Here is a 16938-nt window from a genome sequence, read left to right on the forward strand (position 1 = left end):
ATTTTTCTATAACTAAGATGGAGCTTCAAGTTGTTAATACTCTTATTGTAACATGAACTCAGAAGAATGGGATTTAGTATTTATTGATTTTTTTAGATTTTTTTAATACCTAAGAATAAGGAAGCAAATTAAAATTAGGCCATGTTATTCATTTGATATTCTTACTTTTTAGGACTTTTGATTCCTAGAAATACTAGATATAGTGTTGTATAATGAAAAAACCTCATATATATTGATATTTCAGCAAAGAGATCATACATAATGAGATGTATAAGGAGAAATATTAGGAAAGATGGAGAGTGAAACAATCAATGGAAAATGATAAGAAAATACGCTTAGAAGGATTAAGCGAAAAAATCTTCCTGGATCGCTATGCATTAAAGGACGTCACTGATCAACAAGTAAATGTAGGGGATACTGTATTAGTTTTAACAAAAGATGATCCAAAGTTCCCACAAAAAGAAGTAGGTGAAGTCCTTTCGATTGATGGTTTGACGATTACGGTTGGTTTAAGAAGTGGACAAGTTATAGAAACCGAACAAAGCAAAATTACAAAACCATTGGAGTTAACACCTGAAAAAATGTGGGACCGTTTAGCAAAAGCGATTGCTTCTGTTGAAAAACCTAAAAAACAACAAGAATGGACAGAAAAGTTTCGCCATGTATTAGATGATTGGAAATTAGTTCCCGGTGGCAGGATCGCTGCAGGGGCTGGAGCGAGTGATGAATTAACTTTATTCAACTGTTATGTTATTCCTTCACCCAAGGATAGTCGTGGTGGAATTATGGAAACGCTAAGCCAGATGACAGAAATTATGTCACGAGGTGGTGGAGTTGGTATTAACCTATCTTCTTTAAGACCACGTCGAGCAGTTGTAAAAGGGGTGAATGGTTCATCCAGTGGAGCTGTTTCCTGGGGTGGATTGTTTAGCTATACTACTGGTTTAATTGAACAAGGTGGCTCGCGTCGTGGAGCTTTAATGCTCATGTTAAATGATTGGCATCCTGATCTATTAGAATTTATTACCGTAAAACAAGAAATGGATCTAATCACAAATGCTAACCTTTCTGTAGCTGTAAGTAACGATTTTATGAAGGCAGTAAAAGAAGATTTAGATTGGGAATTAGTTTTCCCTGATACAAGTGATCCTGAATATGATGAAGTTTGGGATGGTAATCTCCAAAAATGGAAAGAACTCGGTAAATCCGTGAAAGTATATAAAACATTAAAGGCTAGAGAAATCTGGCATACCATTATTGAGTCTGCTTGGCGATCGGCAGAACCTGGTATTGTTTTTATGGAGTACTATAATCAAATGTCTAATAGTTGGTATTTTAATCCAATCATTAGTACGAATCCTTGTGCGGAACAAGGTTTACCAGCTTGGGGTGTATGTAATCTATCTTCGATCAATTTAGCCAAATTTGTAAAAGATGGAGAAGTGGATTGGGATGCTCTCGGAGAAACTGTTGAAATCTCTGTCCGTTTCTTAGATAACGTAATTGATGCTACACCTTACCATTTTGAAGAAAATAAAAAAAATCAGTTAAATGAACGTCGTGTTGGATTAGGTAGTATGGGCTTAGCTGAAATGCTCATCAAATTAAAGATTCGTTATGGTAGTGAAGAATCCTTAGCATTCTTAGATAAACTATACAACTTTATTGCAAAACGAGCCTATCTAGCTTCAGCGGAAATTGCGGCGGAAAAGGGATCATTCCCAATGTTTGATAAAGAAAAATTCCTACAAAGTCTTTTTGTCCAACAATTTGATGACGAAGTTAAAGATGCGATCCTAGAAAAAGGGATGAGAAACGTTACTGTTCTTACTCAAGCACCTACAGGTAGTACAGGTACCATGGTTGGAACATCTACTGGGATTGAACCCTTCTTTGCTTTTGAATATGTTCGTCAAAGTCGATTAGGTTTGGACAAGCAATATGTACCGATTGCAAAAGAATGGTTAGACCAGCATCCTGGTGAAGATCTTCCTGACTATTTTGTAAGTGCAATGGAACTTTCTGCTGAAGACCATATCCGTGTACAAGCTGTTATTCAAAAATGGGTAGATTCTTCCATTAGTAAAACCGCAAATGCACCAGCAGATTTTACGGTGGAGGATACTAAGAAACTTTATGAATATGCCTTTGAATTAGGTTGTAAAGGAGTAACCATCTATCGTGATGGAAGCCGTGATGTGCAAGTACTTTCAACTGAGAAAAAGGAAGAAAAAGATGCAGTAAAACTAGAAGTTGAACAACAATTAGATCATAAACCTGAAAAAGAATATCGTCGTAGACCAAAAAAATTAACAGGTGCAACCTATAAAATGAATACGCCGTTAGGTAAAGCCTATATCACCATCAATGATGTGGAAGGTAAACCTTTTGAAGTGATTGTTAATGTAGGAAAAGCAGGTAGTGATGTCTTCGCCATGTCTGAAGCTTTGGGAAGAGTGTCAACACTATTTTTACGCTTCGGGGAAATTCCAGATGGTAATAAGGCACGTTTATTGATCAAACATCTAAAAGGCATTGGTGGTTCAGGGGCAGTTGGATTTGGACCAAATCGAGTTGAATCAATTGCTGATGCAGTAGCAAAAGCGTTAGAGATGCATATTGATGGAGAAGAATCCGACGATTCTATAGCTGCTTCATCAGAGCAACAAGTCTTAAATAGACATCTTGATCATGAAGGAATTGGTTCGTTTGATCATGACCATGATTTTACTGATGATGCAGTGCCTGATGGATTAGATTTATGCCCAACTTGTGGATCAGCATCTTTAGTCAACGAAGAAGGCTGTAAGCATTGTATTACTTGTGGATATACCCGTTGTTCATAATAGAACATCTTCTTTTGCAGGAGAATTCACAAAAAAAATCACAGAAAGAAACGAGCTTGTAAATAATCAAGCTCGTTTTGTACTTTAATGATACCAATTATAATATTTGAATCGAAAATTGTTGCATCATAAAGGTATTTTATGCTAAGATAAAACAAAAGTTATATCATAAAACTTAAGTTTGGTGATGTGATGATCAATCAACTAACTTCAAAGGAAAAAGAAATTATTGAAATTCTGCGTAAAAATCCCTTTATAGAGCAAGAGGAAATTGCAAATCAACTTGGACTAGCAAGATCTTCTGTTGCAGGCCATCTTGCAAGGTTGAGCAAAAAAGGAATCTTGCAAAGGGGATATATTCTTAATGAGAGAATGAATGAAATTGCTGTAATTGGTGGGGCAAATGTGGATATTAAAGGAATTGCTGATGGGTCATTCAGACAAGGAAGTAGTAATCCGGGAAAAGTCTATCGTACAGCAGGTGGTGTTGCAAGGAATGTAGCAGAGAATCTTGCAAAGCTTCAGTTGTCTACATTTCTTTTTACCGTTGTTGGACGTGATGAAGAAGGGGATTGGCTATTGGATGTAACACAAAAAGCGGGTGTCAACATTCAATATATTGAACGATTAGCTAATGAGAGAACAGGGAAATACCTATCCATTCTGGATGAAAATAGGGAACAAGTTGGTTCCATCTCGGATATGCAAATTATGGAGAGAATGGACGAACTGTTTCTACAAAACCTTTATCCAAAATTGATTACAGCAAAGATCGTATTTCTAGATACGAATCTTCCTCAGTCTACATTAGTACCTCTTATTCATTGGCTCAAAGACAAGGAAACGATGATCGTTATCGACCCAGTATCTGCTAAGAAAGCCGAAAAATTAAAAGGATATTTAGAGGACTTAGATTTAATTACTCCAAATAAGGAAGAAGCAGAAATTCTAACTGGCATTACAATAAAAAGTAAAACGGATCTTAACCGAGTAGTATACGAGTTTTTTTCTCAAGGAGTAAAGCAAGTCGTAATTACTTTAGGTGCTGAAGGGGTATTTGTGGCCACACCTGAAATTCAGGAGTTCCTTCCTAGTCCTAAGGTTGATGTGAAAGATACGACAGGAGCTGGCGATGCTTTTGTTTCCGGGATTATCTATGGTTTAGTAAATGATAAAGAGCTTATCGAGGCATGTAAATATGGCCATACTATGGCAGCAATCACTCTTAAACGGGAAGAAACCGTTGTCCATGATTTAAACATACACATTTTAGAACAGTTAAAAAAGGAGATTTTCTAGTGGAGACTAAAATTGATTTTTTAAAGAAACAAATACACATCAAAGAGGAAGTGAAGGATGCATTAGCTTCGGGAAGACCAGTTGTGGCATTAGAATCAACTATTATTACGCATGGAATGCCTTATCCAGCTAATGTAGAGACAGCCTTAGAAGTAGAACGGATAATTCGAGAGCAAGGTGTAATTCCTGCAACGATCGCAATTATCAATGGAGTGACCAAAGTTGGGTTAACGGAAAAAGAAATTAAGGATTTAGCAAAAGAAAAATATGTAGTGAAAGCGAGTAGGCGTGATTTGCCAGTCATCCTTGCTAAAAAATTATCTGGCGCGACTACAGTAGCAGGTACGATGTTGGTGGCTAGGATGGCAGGAATTAAAGTTTTTGTCACAGGAGGAATTGGCGGAGTTCATCGTGGTGCAACTGAGACGATGGATATCTCTGCAGATCTGCAAGAACTAGCCAAAACCAATGTAGCAGTTGTTTGTGCAGGGGCAAAATCGATTCTTGATATTGGCTTAACTTTAGAATATTTAGAGACCCAAGGGGTTCCTGTTTTAGGATATCAAACAAAGCAATTTCCTGCATTTTATACCCGTGATAGTGGGTTTAATGTAGATTATCAGGTAGAAAGTGCGGAGGAAATGGCAAACATCATGAACATAAAATGGAATATGGGTTTAGATGGTGGTATTGTGATCGCTAATCCCATCCCTGCCGAACATGCACTAGATGAAAACTATATTAACCAAAAAATAAGGGATGCTTTAAAGGAAAGTGTAGAAAATAAGATTATTGGTAAAGAAATTACACCATTCCTATTATCAAAATTAGAAGAAATCACAGAGGGTAAAAGCTTAACAGCTAATATTGAATTGGTAAAACATAATGCAAAAGTAGGAGCACTTATCGCTACTGAGTACGCAAAATTAAATAAAGCTTGAAATTTGACTTTTGTTTTTAGTTTGTTAAAATGTTAGTTGGATGAGAACCAAGGATTGTAGCTGTTTAGCAGTAAGACCTAAAACGATGCAAGGGGGGCAATATGGTTTCCTTTTTCGTTTTGGGTCTTTTGCACTTATTATATGGAAAAAATGGCTAGTTTGGTATATAAAATAGGATATGTTTAAAAAATAAGTAAGAAGTTTTCTTTTTATTGGTAAAGAAAGGTGCTTATTATTAATTTGGAGGGTATACCGTTGAATAACAATAATGAAAATCTGTCAAATATTTTTGTCATATTCGGTGGTACTGGGGACCTAACCTATCGGAAATTAATCCCAGCTTTATATCATTTGCAATACGGAAAGATGTTACCAGAACATTTTGCAGTCGTTACGATCGGAAGACGTGATAAAACGACCGAGGAATATAGGAACGAACTATATGAAGCAATAAAAAAATTTTCTCGTTTCCAACTAGATGAATCTGAGTGGAATACATTACGTGAACGGATTTACTATCAACAGATGGATTTTACCGATGACCAAGGATATCCCCTATTAAAAAGTTGGTTAGAAGAACTTGACCAAATACATCAAACCATGGGGAATCGGATTTATTATTTAGCTGTTGCCCCTGAATATTTTGGCCTGATTGTTGAAAAATTACATGATCATGGCATGGCTAACAATGAAGATTCATGGCAGAGAGTGATGATTGAAAAACCATTTGGAAGAGATTTGCAATCAGCAAAATATTTAAACCAAAAAATAACGTCTGTATTTAAAGAAGAACATACCTATCGGATTGATCATTATCTTGGCAAAGAAATGCTTCAAAATATCATGGTTATTCGTTTTGCTAATGCTTTATTTGAACCGATTTGGAATAATAAATACATTGACCATATCCAAATCTCTTCAAGTGAAATAGTTGGAGTGGAAAATAGAGGCGGCTATTATGAAAAAGCAGGTGCATTAAGGGATATGGTTCAAAACCATATGCTGCAGCTCCTTACATTAACAGCAATGGAACCACCCATAAGTCTTGAAACTGAAACAATCAGAGATGAGAAAGTGAAAGTTCTTCGTTCTATTCAGGAATTTACACCTGATTTGATCGCAAAGAATGTAGTTCGGGGACAATATGGTGAGGGAATTGTTCAACAAAAAAAAGTGGTTCGTTATCGCGAGGAAGAAAGAGTTTCACCAATCTCTGAAACAGAGACATTTGTTGCATTAAAAGTAAATATCAATAACTTCAGGTGGGCAGGAGTTCCGTTTTATATTAGAACAGGTAAGAGAATGCCGGTCAAGTCGACAGAAGTGGTTGTTCAATTTAAACCGTTAGACCATATTTTATATTTTAAAGAATATGGTAATCTATTGCCTAATCTATTGGTTATTCGTATTCAACCCGAAGAAGGAGTTTTTCTACAATTTAATGCAAAGCAACCGGGTACAAAGAATATGATTATCCCCGTTAAAATGGATTTTTGCCAAAATTGCCAGATTGGTAGTAACTCTCCTGAAGCATACGAAAGATTGCTCTATGATGTGATGAGGGGAGATTCAACTCTTTTTACAAGGTGGGATGAAGTAGAATATTCTTGGAAACTTGTTGATATGATTGCTGAAGCATGGACAACGCAAAAGATAGAATTACCTAATTATGAAGCAGGTAGTTGGGGTCCAAAGGAAGCAGATGAACTTTTACATAGAGACCAACGAAAATGGTGGAATATAGGAGTGTAATGTTAAATGGAGATATATGATATTTCAATGATGATTCATCAAGAGATGCCAGTATATAAAAACAAAGAAGAGAAAAGACCGGTTCTCAAAACGATGCAGGATTTTGCTACTGGTCATGTTTTTGAGTCTCGAATACAAATGGATATGCATACAGGAACTCATGTTGATGCACCTCTTCATATGATTGAAAATGGAAATACGATAGATACCCTTGATTTAAGAAAAGTTGTCACTCCTTGCAAGGTGATTGATCTGACTGCAATAAAAGAGAAGATAACAAAAGAAGATCTTCAATCAATAAATCTCCAAAAGAATGACTTTGTTTTATTCAAAACAAAAAATTCCTACGATGATCAGTTTAACCAAGAGTTTGTTTATTTGGATCGGAGTGGTGCACAGTATTTAACTACAAAAGGAATTAAAGGTGTCGGAATCGACGCACTTGGCATAGAACGAAGCCAGCCTGGCCATGAAACGCATATAAGCTTAATGGAAGCAGGTATTGTTATTCTGGAAGGACTAAGGCTTAAAGATATTGACGAAGGTGAATATTTTCTATATGCTGCTCCCCTATTTATTAAAGGAGCAGAAGCAGCCCCAACAAGAGCAATTTTAGTTAAGATGAATTATGAGAATGTAAAGGTTTAATCCCATTTAAAAAAAGGATACAATGGTATCCTTTTTTTTAATATTCATGGGTTTACTTCACTTTCATTTTCTTTTTCAAGTAAGAATCCCGCTTTTTTTAAAGCTAGGCAAACCTCATCTAGTTGTTCAATTGTGTCTGCCTCAAGGGTGTGAAGATGGGTACCTTCTGTTAAGTCTGAAAGATAGGAAGCTTTGGAGTCTTCCATTTTTTGAATGAATTGTTTTACATCTCTCCTATTTTTTATGACAAGGGAGGCAGTCATTTCTCCATATATTGGATGTTCTATGATCACATCTCTGATAAATACACCATGATCAACAATTAGATTAAGCTCTGCCTCAGTCTGAGCAGGGGTATGATTACAAGCTATGATTCTCTTAAAGGAATGAGCTGATTCCTTTTCACGCAAATATACATAACCTTGAGCAGTTGCAATAATAGGTTCATTTTTTGCTTTTAATAAGGAAATATCTTGGACAATGACTTGTCTACTAACATTTAGTTTCTCAGCTAGTATTTGCCCCGTCAATGGTTCTTCACTTTCTTTTAGCCATTGTAAAAGAATTCTTCTTCTTTCTTCACCAGAACGCTTTCTTTCATCCACCTTAATCACCTCTAGAAAAGCACTTTCACTCAACTCTATTATAACGTAAAAATAGACATTTCCCTAGCACTTTGCTTATTTTTCAATCATAGGATGTCATTGGAAAGGAAGTGATTGAAATGAATGAAATAGAAAAATTAATATTTGATATCGAACGGGTTTTTGCCAATCATCTGAATAAGTGGCTGAATACCAGTTCTATGATCTCAGGATTATTAGATGATTCACAGGTTAAAATAAGAGAGAAGGAAAATAAAATACATGTGTCTCTTGATATTCCTGGCCTAACAAAAGAGCATCAATTAGATCTAAATGTTCACAATGATCACCTTATCGTTCAAGGTACAATAGAAAAAATTAATGATGTAAGGTCAGATCATGGAAAAAGAATAAAAAATCATTATTCTGAGTATTTTTATAGAACCGTTCCATTACCTGCTAAAGTTACAACCAAAGGTGCTATTGCTAAATATGAAGATGGGGTATTAAAAGTAGAACTTAAAAAGATTGCAGAATTAGAAGATGGAAGAATCGATATTCTATTTAAATAAAAAGCATGGAGTAACTGCCACCATGCTTTTTTTGTTGAGTTTATTTAAGAAAAACTAAAAATTTGGCTGGTATGTTCTTTTTGGTTTCGGATCAAAACCCATTTATGATTTACTGTGATTTCATAATATTCATCAGATCCGAAACGATGGGCAAGGAAGAGGCCGGATGATTTGGGCTTAATCAGATAATATTGGCTTGTTTTATACAGATAAACGGTAATATTCAAATGTTCACGTGTGATTTTGGCATAGGACTGGTTCGTATAATCATAAATTTGGTCACCATAAGAATAACTAAATTGTTCACCTGTTGAACTATTTGTTAATGTCGTTATTTTTTTCCCAGTAATCTGTCTTGCAACAATATAGGATAAGAGAGGTTCAATGTTCAATTCAATCACCTCCAGAAATAAAAACCAATTATCTAAGATTATTCTATTCTATTATATGAATGGGATAGAGATGAGGTGTCTTGATTTCTAGTAGTTGACATCAAAATATGGTAAGCTTAAATTAAATAAATGAACCATTTCCTTAAGGAGGTTTTGTCATAGTGGATGGAGCTAGTATTAATATCTGGATTGCTTTTGGGGCAGGAATCTTATCCTTTTTATCACCTTGTGTTTTACCGTTGTATCCATCATATCTTTCTTATATTACAGGAATATCTGTAGACCAATTAAAAAATGATTTTAGTAAAAAAGAGATAAGAAACCGTGCGCTCATGCACACTTTATTTTTTGTTATAGGTTTTTCTATTATCTTTATTTCCTTAGGGTTTGGAGCAAGTTTTCTTGGCAATCTATTTTATGAATCTCAGGATATTGTGAGGAAATTAGGTGCTGTTCTCATTATTTTAATGGGATTATTCATTACAGGTTGGGTTAAATGGAATTGGTTAATGAAGGAGAAACGATTTGAGTTAAAAAATAAACCGACTGGTTATCTTGGCTCAACGTTAATAGGAGTCAGTTTTGCAGCAGGATGGACGCCTTGTGTCGGGCCAATTTTAGCGATGATACTTACTTTAGCTGCTTCCGATCCATCACAAGGAATCATTCTACTTATTGCTTATAGTTTTGGTTTTGCCATTCCCTTTTTTATTATGGCTTTCTTTATTAGCCAAACCAGGTGGATTCTACGTTACTCCGATAAAATCATGAAAATCGGGGGAGTGATTCTGATTTTAATTGGTCTTTTACTATTTACAGATCAATTAAGTAAGATTACTGTCTATCTTACAAAGTGGTTTGGTGTCAGCTGGTTTTAAATACAAATTTTTATTTAAAGACTGATCTTGTTTTCAGTCTTTTTTTTGTTTTCTGATCATATGTAAGTAGAAAAGGGGGGATGGAGATGTTAGCTGATGCGGTGATTGAAGGTGGAGGTATAAAAGCAATCGGACTGGTTGGTGCAATCTTTGAGGCTGAGAAAAGAGGATACCAGTGGAATCGTTTGGCTGGAACTTCGGCTGGATCAATGATTGCTGCAATGCTAGCAGCTGGTTATACGGCTTTTGAATTAAAGGATGAACTGATGAATTTAGACTATAAAAAATTTATTCAAAAAAAAGGAATCGAAATCCCCTTTCTTGGAGCAGCATTTAACCTGATATTTAAACTTGGTATTCATTCTGGTGATTATATTGAACAATGGTTAAGTGAAAAATTACGAGTAAAAGGGGTAAGAGCATTTGGTGATTTAGAGAAGACATTATATATTATCGCCTCAGATATTACGAGTGGGGAAATGTTAGTTCTCCCTCAAGACTTAACTCGTTATGGTGTAGACCCTTTAACCTTTGATATTGCAAGAGCAGTAAGGATGAGCTCAAGTTTGCCATTTTACTTTCAACCTGTAAAATTTAAAGGTTTATATAACAAAAAACTGGATCATTATATTGTTGATGGTGGACTTTTAAGCAACTTTCCAGTTTGGATTTTTGATGATGATGGATCCTCAAAGTGGCCAACTTTTGGTTTTCGACTTGTTTCAGAAAAAACAGGGCAACCCAATAAGATAAATGGACCAATATCTTTAGGATATTCACTGATTAGTACAATGGTAGAAGCTCACGACACCCGCCATATTAAAGAAAAAGATTATGTTCGATCAATCTTAGTCCCAACACTTGGGGTCAATACCACAGATTTTGATCTAAATAAAGAAAAAAGGGATGAATTATTTGAGTCAGGAGTGAAAGCTGCGAAGAACTTTTTTGACCAATGGAACTATATTAGATATACATTCCAATATCGTCAATCAAAAAAGACACCCTAATCGAAAGATTAAGATGTCAATATTTATACTTTAGTGGATTTTTATTTATCTTGATCCTTTTTTTCCTGATATTACTTTAAATGGATTCTCTTTATGCTTCCGATATTTTTTTGACTTTGGAGTTGCTTTATTGGGCCTGTATCCTTGCTTATTTAGCAGCTTTTTTGGATGTTTAAGGAAATAAAAGATTAGAACAAAAATCACAATGGGAATAAGGAACCCAATAGGATTACTAACAAAGGTTTTTGCTATTCCAATGATGAAAAGAAAAACAAAAACCCAAGTAATGGCACCTAATCGCTTCATTAAACTCCCTCTTTCTATCATTACATAACTAACATTTTTTCTTTTGTATCTAATTCTCTCATTCGATTAAAAGCAGCAATCGATACTTCAATTTGATCATCTTCTGGTTCCTTTGTAGTCAATGTTTGTAACCAAATCCCTGGAAGGCCAAACCACTTAAGAACAGGAATTTCCCTTACTGAATTCGTTAAACGTAATACTTCATAGGAAACACCAATAACAAGTGGAATTAATGCAATACGTTGTATAATTCGATCCCAAATTGAATCGTAAGGAGAAATAAATTGGTTATAGAGTGAATAGATAATGACACCGATAATGACAGACAAGATAATAAAGCTACTTCCACAACGATAGTGAAAACGAGAATACTTTTTGACGTTTTCTACTGTTAGTGGGGAACCTGCTTCAAATGCATTTATTACTTTATGTTCAGCACCATGATACTGAAATAATCGTTTAATAAATGGAGTTTGCGATATCGCAATAATATAGGCGAATAATAAGACAATCTTAATTCCACCTTCAATAAGGTTATTAAAAAATTGGTTAGGAACCAAACGGCCAAATAAGAGATCGGCAAGGAATGCAGGTAAAACAGTAAATAATAATTTGCCGAAAATCAAGGAAAGGACACCAACAATGGCTACACCAAAAATCATAGTTAATTTAGAAGTGTCTTCTGTGATTTCCTCTCCAGGATTGACATCGAATCGTTCGGTAGAAAAATTTAAATGTTTAGATCCATTTGCACTCGATTGAATCAAAGCGACAATTCCCCGAAGAAAAGGAATTTTTTTTAGTTTTTTTATAATTTGGTTTTCATGATTGTTTATTTGAAAAAAATCTATACTTTGATCTTTTCTTCGAATAGCAGTCACTGTTACATTTTTACCACCAAACATAACACCTTCAACCACTGCTTGACCACCGTACATTGGACAGGTTTTATTGGACAAAAAAATCACCTCAACTATGAACATCTACGTTTGATATTTGTACCTTTTATTTTACACGATTTATTCTTTGGTACCAAGAAGTAAAAATTTTTGTACAGTATAGATTTTTCCAATCTTCAAATAATATTTCATAGATTTACTCAAATTTTTTACTAAAAGGGAGGATCGGTATGGAACTTTTTATTAAACGTTTCATTGATTTATTGGATGAGATGATACCTGTCTCAATGGTTCATACTTTAATTGAACAACCTTTAGGAGCTGTTATCCATGATAGTTATGTAAGAATTCATGCGAGAATAGACTTAGCAGATGAGGATAGTCCATATGTTGAAATTGAATTGTATCCCTATCATCCAAATCAAATGGATTGTTTATATGCTTTTACATTTCCCCAAAAAGGGATACTAGTAAATGAAAATGATTTTGTCAATAAACTTAAAGAACAAGAGGAATTAAAAATACAAAAAGTTACTTCTATTGAGGAAAATGAAGATTACTTTTATGAAGTGTTTTATGAGGAACAGATGAAGATTCCGGAAAACAATGCAAAAAAAGATGAACTTATCGATCAGATGATTTCAAAAATAAAAGATTGGTTGTATATCAGTGGATTTCATAGTACTGAAGAGGAGTAATTTAAGTAGATGAAGAATCAAGAACAGAACCAATCAACACGAGTGAGAAAGAAAAAATTTCATATGGCCATTTCGATCGGTATATCAGCAGGCATTTTATGGGGGCTTATGTCACTAGTGATGTATTATCTACAATTCACAGATGTAGGGCCATCGATCTTCGCAAAGCCATTTTTAAATCCCGATTATGATTTGAAATGGCAAGGTCATTTTGTCGGTGTGGGTTTCTTTATTTTTTATGCGCTCATTGCTGCTTTTCTTTATGCGAAATTTTTAGCAAAATATAAAAGTCCATGGGTTGGGATTGCTTATGGCCTAGCATTATGGGCTTTTGTTTTTATAGTACTTAATCCATTACTTAATCTGACAAAACCTTTAAAAGAGTTAGGGTGGAATACCAATTCCGTTATGTTTTCCTTATTTATTTTAATTGGCCTTTTTATTGGTTACTCTTTATCTGCTGAATTTAACAATCAAGAGGAATAAAGAAATGAATAATGGAACACTCTGTTCAAATACTCATCATTTGTGATAAAATATTTTGGAAAAATGGCAAATTAAAATGGTGAGTAAAATGAAAAAAATTTTTGTAGTTAACGGACCCAATCTTAATATGTTAGGAAAAAGAGAACCAACGATCTATGGAACAGCATCATTAGAACAATTAACTCTTTTAATGGAGGAAAAGGCTCAAGAATTAGGAATGGATGTTGCCTTTTACCAGTCAAATCATGAAGGGGAAATCATTGATCAGATTCAAGGAACTTTAGGGAAATATGATGGAATGATTATTAATCCTGGAGCGTTTACCCATTATAGTTATGCAATTTCTGATGCGATATCTGCTGTACAAATTCCAACCGTTGAAGTACATATTTCTAACATCTATAGGCGTGAATCTTTTCGTCATCACTCTGTGATAGCACCTGTTTCGGTTGGACAAATCTCGGGATTAGGAATGTATGGTTATTTTGCTGCACTGCAATTTTTCGCTGACTTTTTTAAGTTCCATAAAAGTAGTGGGAATTAATCTCGAAGTTAATAGTTACTTTTGAAGCTGAATGACTGGGTGTTGCCAATTAGGGAAGGAGGGAATGGAATGGAGAAACGAATAGAAAGACTTAGAAAAACGTTTAAAGACCTTCAAATTGAAGGTATGTTAATCACAAGTGCGAGTAATAGAAAATATATCAGTGGGTTTACAGGAAGTGCTGGCTATGTTCTAATAACTCAAAAGGATGCCATTTTTATAACAGATTTCCGTTATGTAGACCAAGCCAAAAATCAAGCTGTTTCTTATGAAGTCATTCAACATCAAGGATCCATAGTTGAAACAGTAAATCAACAATTAAAACGATTAAGTATTCAAGTTTTGGGTTTTGAACAAGATTTTGTTACATATTCTCTTTATAAACAGTTTGAAGAAACATTTGTAAATATTGAACTCAAACCAATTTCACAAGTGATAGAAAAATTACGCATGATAAAAGATCCTAACGAAGTCTCTTTGATTCGTAAAGCAGCAGAGATTGCTGATCAAGCCTTTTCTTATATTCTGACAGCAATAAAGCCCGGGATGAAAGAAACTGATGTGGCTTTTCAATTAGAATGTAAGATGAGGGAATTGGGTGCAGAAGGTGCATCTTTTGATACGATTATAGCTTCAGGTTACCGCTCTGCAATGCCGCATGGGGTTGCAAGTGATAAAGTGATTCAATCTGGTGACTTGGTCACCATGGATTTCGGTGCTATCTATCAAGGATATGTATCTGACATTACAAGAACGATTATAATGGGTAAGCCAAACCAGAAGCAGAAAGAAATCTATCAGATTGTTCTTGAGGCCCAATTGAATGGTGTACAACATGTAAAGGCAGGTATGTCAGGAAAAGAAGCTGATGCACTAACAAGAGATATTATCAGTAAATTTGGATATGGAGAATATTTTGGACATAGCACAGGTCATGGAATTGGACTTGACGTACATGAGGGGCCGGGTTTATCCTTTAAAAGTGATATTATTTTGCAACCAGGAATGGTTGTTACCGTTGAACCGGGGATCTATATCACAGACTTCGGTGGTGTTCGAATAGAAGATGATGTATTGATCACGGATCATGGAAGAGAGATTATTACACAATCCACAAAAGAATTATTGATTATTGATTAGTATTCAATCATGATAGGAGGTTTTATTTTTGATTTCATCAAATGATTTTCGTACAGGTTTAACGATTGAAGTAGATGGTGGTATTTGGACAGTTATTGAATTTCAACATGTAAAACCAGGTAAAGGGGCTGCATTTGTTCGTTCAAAATTAAAAAATATTAGAACAGGTGCAGTACAAGAAAAAACTTTCCGCGCCGGTGAAAAAATTGCTCGTGCACGAATTGAAACGAAGGAAATGCAGTATTTATACAATAGCGGTGATGAGTATACCTTCATGGATACAGAGACATATGACCAAATCAACTTACCTGCATCACGTTTAGAACGTGAAATTAAGTTCCTTAAAGAAAACATGAATGTGTATATTATAAGTTATCAAGGTGAAGTAATTGGTGTTGATTTACCCAATACCGTTATCTTAGAAGTAGTTGACACAGAACCAGGAATAAAAGGTGATACCGCAACAGGTGGTTCCAAATCAGCAACTTTAGAAACTGGTTTAACGATTCAGGTTCCATTATTTATTAATGTTGGCGATAAGTTAATTATTGATACACGAAGTGAAGCATACGTTTCTAGAGCGTAAGTTAAGATAAAACAAGAAAAGTTTCTTACATCAACAAGCCCCCAATTTCAAAGGAAAAGGGGGCTTTTCAATATTCACCCTTTATATAATGATTGTAATGTCCTCGTGGGTAGCTACACAAGGGCAAATAGGATATAGATTGATTTGACTACAAAAATGAATATCCTCCCCTAAACCTAATTGAATGAGTTTTCTTGCTGTTTCTGTTGTTTTTATCGTTTCAAATAAACCATTTTCATGAAATTTATATACGGCGTACATCGCTTTAGCAAAATCATTTAATTCAAAGGTAATCGTATAATGCTTCATTAAGCGATCAATAAGAAAACCGGCAGCTAAACCGTCTTCAAGCGCAAATTCATTTCGCTCACCCACACATAGTAAGACTAAATCTTTTTTAAAATGCAAAGCTTGCTCGATACATTTATCACCATTTAAAAAACTTCCTATTAATACTTCTTCTCCTTTTAATGCTTTATTGATTGCTCGAGTGCCATTTGTCGTGGTTAAGATGATACTTTTACCATTTAATTGTTGTTTAACAAAATCTAAAGGAGAATTTCCTAAATGAAAGTTAGAAATTTTCTTGAAAAATCGATCACCAGCTAATAAATACTCTTGTTTTTGACTTTGCAAATTTTTTGCCTGACCTATTGTTTCAACGGGAACAATCATCTGAACACCATTAGCGATTGCAGTAATAATGGTGCTGGAGGTTCGAAGGGCATCGATAATGATAACTGTTTTATTGAATAATTCTTCTGTTTTTATTTCATCTACATGAGAAACCACATCAATTCGCATTTTTCTTCTCCTTCCCTAAGGATTTCAGCACAAAAACGAACTTCTTTGCTTTCCTATACCTATTCCTTATGTCACAATATATGCATAAATTCTATAGATGAGCCAATTAAATTTAGCTTTTTATAAAATAATTTGATGTTTAGTGCCATTTTGGCACTCATTTTTTTTATAAAAAATAATAGAAATAATAGGAAGAGAGCTTTTCCATATTTCAAAAAAAATCTTGGGGGGCGGAAAATGGAATTATTAAATAAGTTTGTTCTAAGTATGGCCTTATTACGTTTTATCTCGGGGAGCCTTGAAATTTTAGCAGGTTTATCGATGTTAAAGTTAAATGATTTAAATAAAGCCTTAGTAGTCAATTCACTTCTTGCATTAGTAGGACCAACTGTGCTTATTCTGACTACCTCCATTGGGTTGTTTGGAATAAGTGATAAAATCTCTTTTTCAAAATTTTTTTGGATTTTTTTCGGTATAGGATTTATTTTAATTGGTGTTAGAAAATAGAATGGGATAAATCCCCTAAAAAAGTACATACTACTGATGAAAAAAA

At 34.6% G+C, this 16938-nt stretch carries 19 protein-coding genes; 14 read left to right on the forward strand and 5 right to left on the reverse strand.

From position 1 onward, the window contains the following. Window positions 1-311: 311 nt before the first annotated feature. From BEN26_RS05140 to BEN26_RS05160, 5 genes are all read left to right on the forward strand, one after another. Window positions 312-2846 (forward strand): adenosylcobalamin-dependent ribonucleoside-diphosphate reductase, encoded by a 2535-nt coding sequence (locus BEN26_RS05140; RefSeq protein ID WP_069797622.1) that lies wholly within the window; start codon window positions 312-314, stop codon window positions 2844-2846. Window positions 2847-3038: 192 nt separating this feature from the next. Then, window positions 3039-4145, forward strand: a complete 1107-nt coding sequence (locus tag BEN26_RS05145) for a carbohydrate kinase (RefSeq protein WP_068723553.1) — start codon at window positions 3039-3041, stop codon at window positions 4143-4145. Further along, window positions 4145-5086 carry a pseudouridine-5'-phosphate glycosidase gene (locus tag BEN26_RS05150; RefSeq protein ID WP_304650433.1) on the forward strand — a complete coding sequence of 314 codons (942 nt, stop codon included), beginning with the start codon at window positions 4145-4147 and terminating at the stop codon, window positions 5084-5086. The genes BEN26_RS05145 and BEN26_RS05150 overlap by 1 nt, the downstream gene beginning before the upstream one ends. Before the next feature lie 255 nt (window positions 5087-5341). Continuing rightward, window positions 5342-6838, forward strand: a complete 1497-nt coding sequence (gene zwf, locus BEN26_RS05155) for a glucose-6-phosphate dehydrogenase (RefSeq protein WP_069797620.1) — start codon at window positions 5342-5344, stop codon at window positions 6836-6838. A gap of 6 nt (window positions 6839-6844) precedes the next feature. Then, complete coding sequence (locus tag BEN26_RS05160) at window positions 6845-7486, forward strand: cyclase family protein (protein ID WP_068723555.1); 642 nt, start codon at window positions 6845-6847, stop codon at window positions 7484-7486. A gap of 44 nt (window positions 7487-7530) precedes the next feature. Here BEN26_RS05160 and BEN26_RS05165 read toward each other — a convergent pair whose 3' ends face one another. Further along, a complete protein-coding gene (locus tag BEN26_RS05165; RefSeq protein ID WP_399168031.1) occupies window positions 7531-8097 on the reverse strand; it encodes a transcription repressor NadR in 567 nt (188 codons plus the stop codon). Between the two features lie 113 nt (window positions 8098-8210). On the opposite strand from BEN26_RS05165, the gene BEN26_RS05170 reads away from it, so the two are divergent. Next, a complete protein-coding gene (locus tag BEN26_RS05170; protein ID WP_068723557.1) occupies window positions 8211-8642 on the forward strand; it encodes an Hsp20/alpha crystallin family protein in 432 nt (143 codons plus the stop codon). A 44-nt stretch (window positions 8643-8686) separates the two neighbouring features. On the opposite strand, the gene BEN26_RS05175 is transcribed toward BEN26_RS05170, so the two are convergent. After that, window positions 8687-9034, reverse strand: a complete 348-nt coding sequence (locus BEN26_RS05175) for a hypothetical protein (protein WP_068723559.1) — start codon at window positions 9032-9034, stop codon at window positions 8687-8689. 161 nt (window positions 9035-9195) lie between these two features. Here BEN26_RS05175 and BEN26_RS05180 point away from each other — a divergent pair, with 161 nt between their 5' ends. Further along, the gene (locus tag BEN26_RS05180) at window positions 9196-9912 is read left to right on the forward strand and encodes a cytochrome c biogenesis CcdA family protein (RefSeq protein ID WP_069797618.1); all 717 of its coding nucleotides are present in this window, start codon (window positions 9196-9198) and stop codon (window positions 9910-9912) included. Window positions 9913-9998: 86 nt separating this feature from the next. Beyond that, window positions 9999-10922, forward strand: a complete 924-nt coding sequence (locus BEN26_RS05185) for a patatin-like phospholipase family protein (RefSeq protein ID WP_069797616.1) — start codon at window positions 9999-10001, stop codon at window positions 10920-10922. A gap of 45 nt (window positions 10923-10967) precedes the next feature. Here BEN26_RS05185 and BEN26_RS05190 read toward each other — a convergent pair whose 3' ends face one another. Together BEN26_RS05190 and BEN26_RS05195 are read right to left on the reverse strand one after the other, a co-directional pair. Then, window positions 10968-11228: a hypothetical protein gene (locus tag BEN26_RS05190; RefSeq protein WP_069797614.1), complete on the reverse strand. Its 261-nt coding sequence runs from the start codon at window positions 11226-11228 to the stop codon at window positions 10968-10970. Between the two features lie 20 nt (window positions 11229-11248). Beyond that, window positions 11249-12187, reverse strand: a complete 939-nt coding sequence (locus BEN26_RS05195; RefSeq protein ID WP_255421857.1) for a DUF1385 domain-containing protein — start codon at window positions 12185-12187, stop codon at window positions 11249-11251. Window positions 12188-12357: 170 nt separating this feature from the next. Here BEN26_RS05195 and BEN26_RS05200 point away from each other — a divergent pair, with 170 nt between their 5' ends. The 5 genes from BEN26_RS05200 (at window position 12358) to efp (ending at window position 15581) form a co-directional block, all read left to right on the forward strand. After that, a complete protein-coding gene (locus BEN26_RS05200) occupies window positions 12358-12825 on the forward strand; it encodes a hypothetical protein (RefSeq protein ID WP_068723571.1) in 468 nt (155 codons plus the stop codon). A 9-nt stretch (window positions 12826-12834) separates the two neighbouring features. Beyond that, the gene (locus BEN26_RS05205) at window positions 12835-13311 is read left to right on the forward strand and encodes a YqhR family membrane protein (protein WP_069797610.1); all 477 of its coding nucleotides are present in this window, start codon (window positions 12835-12837) and stop codon (window positions 13309-13311) included. An 88-nt stretch (window positions 13312-13399) separates the two neighbouring features. After that, window positions 13400-13855, forward strand: a complete 456-nt coding sequence (aroQ, locus tag BEN26_RS05210; RefSeq protein WP_069797608.1) for a type II 3-dehydroquinate dehydratase — start codon at window positions 13400-13402, stop codon at window positions 13853-13855. Window positions 13856-13924: 69 nt separating this feature from the next. After that, a complete protein-coding gene (locus BEN26_RS05215) occupies window positions 13925-14995 on the forward strand; it encodes a M24 family metallopeptidase (RefSeq protein WP_069797606.1) in 1071 nt (356 codons plus the stop codon). Window positions 14996-15023: 28 nt separating this feature from the next. Further along, on the forward strand, window positions 15024-15581 hold the full coding sequence (efp, locus tag BEN26_RS05220; protein WP_069797604.1) for an elongation factor P: 558 nt from the start codon (window positions 15024-15026) through the stop codon (window positions 15579-15581). 81 nt (window positions 15582-15662) lie between these two features. Here efp and BEN26_RS05225 read toward each other — a convergent pair whose 3' ends face one another. Beyond that, the gene (locus tag BEN26_RS05225; RefSeq protein WP_069797603.1) at window positions 15663-16385 is read right to left on the reverse strand and encodes a 2-phosphosulfolactate phosphatase; all 723 of its coding nucleotides are present in this window, start codon (window positions 16383-16385) and stop codon (window positions 15663-15665) included. A 237-nt stretch (window positions 16386-16622) separates the two neighbouring features. Here BEN26_RS05225 and BEN26_RS05230 point away from each other — a divergent pair, with 237 nt between their 5' ends. Beyond that, window positions 16623-16892, forward strand: a complete 270-nt coding sequence (locus tag BEN26_RS05230) for a YqhV family protein (protein ID WP_069797601.1) — start codon at window positions 16623-16625, stop codon at window positions 16890-16892. The last annotated feature ends 46 nt before the right edge of the window (window positions 16893-16938 follow it).

It is taken from the genome of Tepidibacillus sp. HK-1 (assembly GCF_001748485.2).
GTDB classification, from domain to species: domain Bacteria; phylum Bacillota; class Bacilli; order Tepidibacillales; family Tepidibacillaceae; genus Tepidibacillus_B; species Tepidibacillus_B infernus.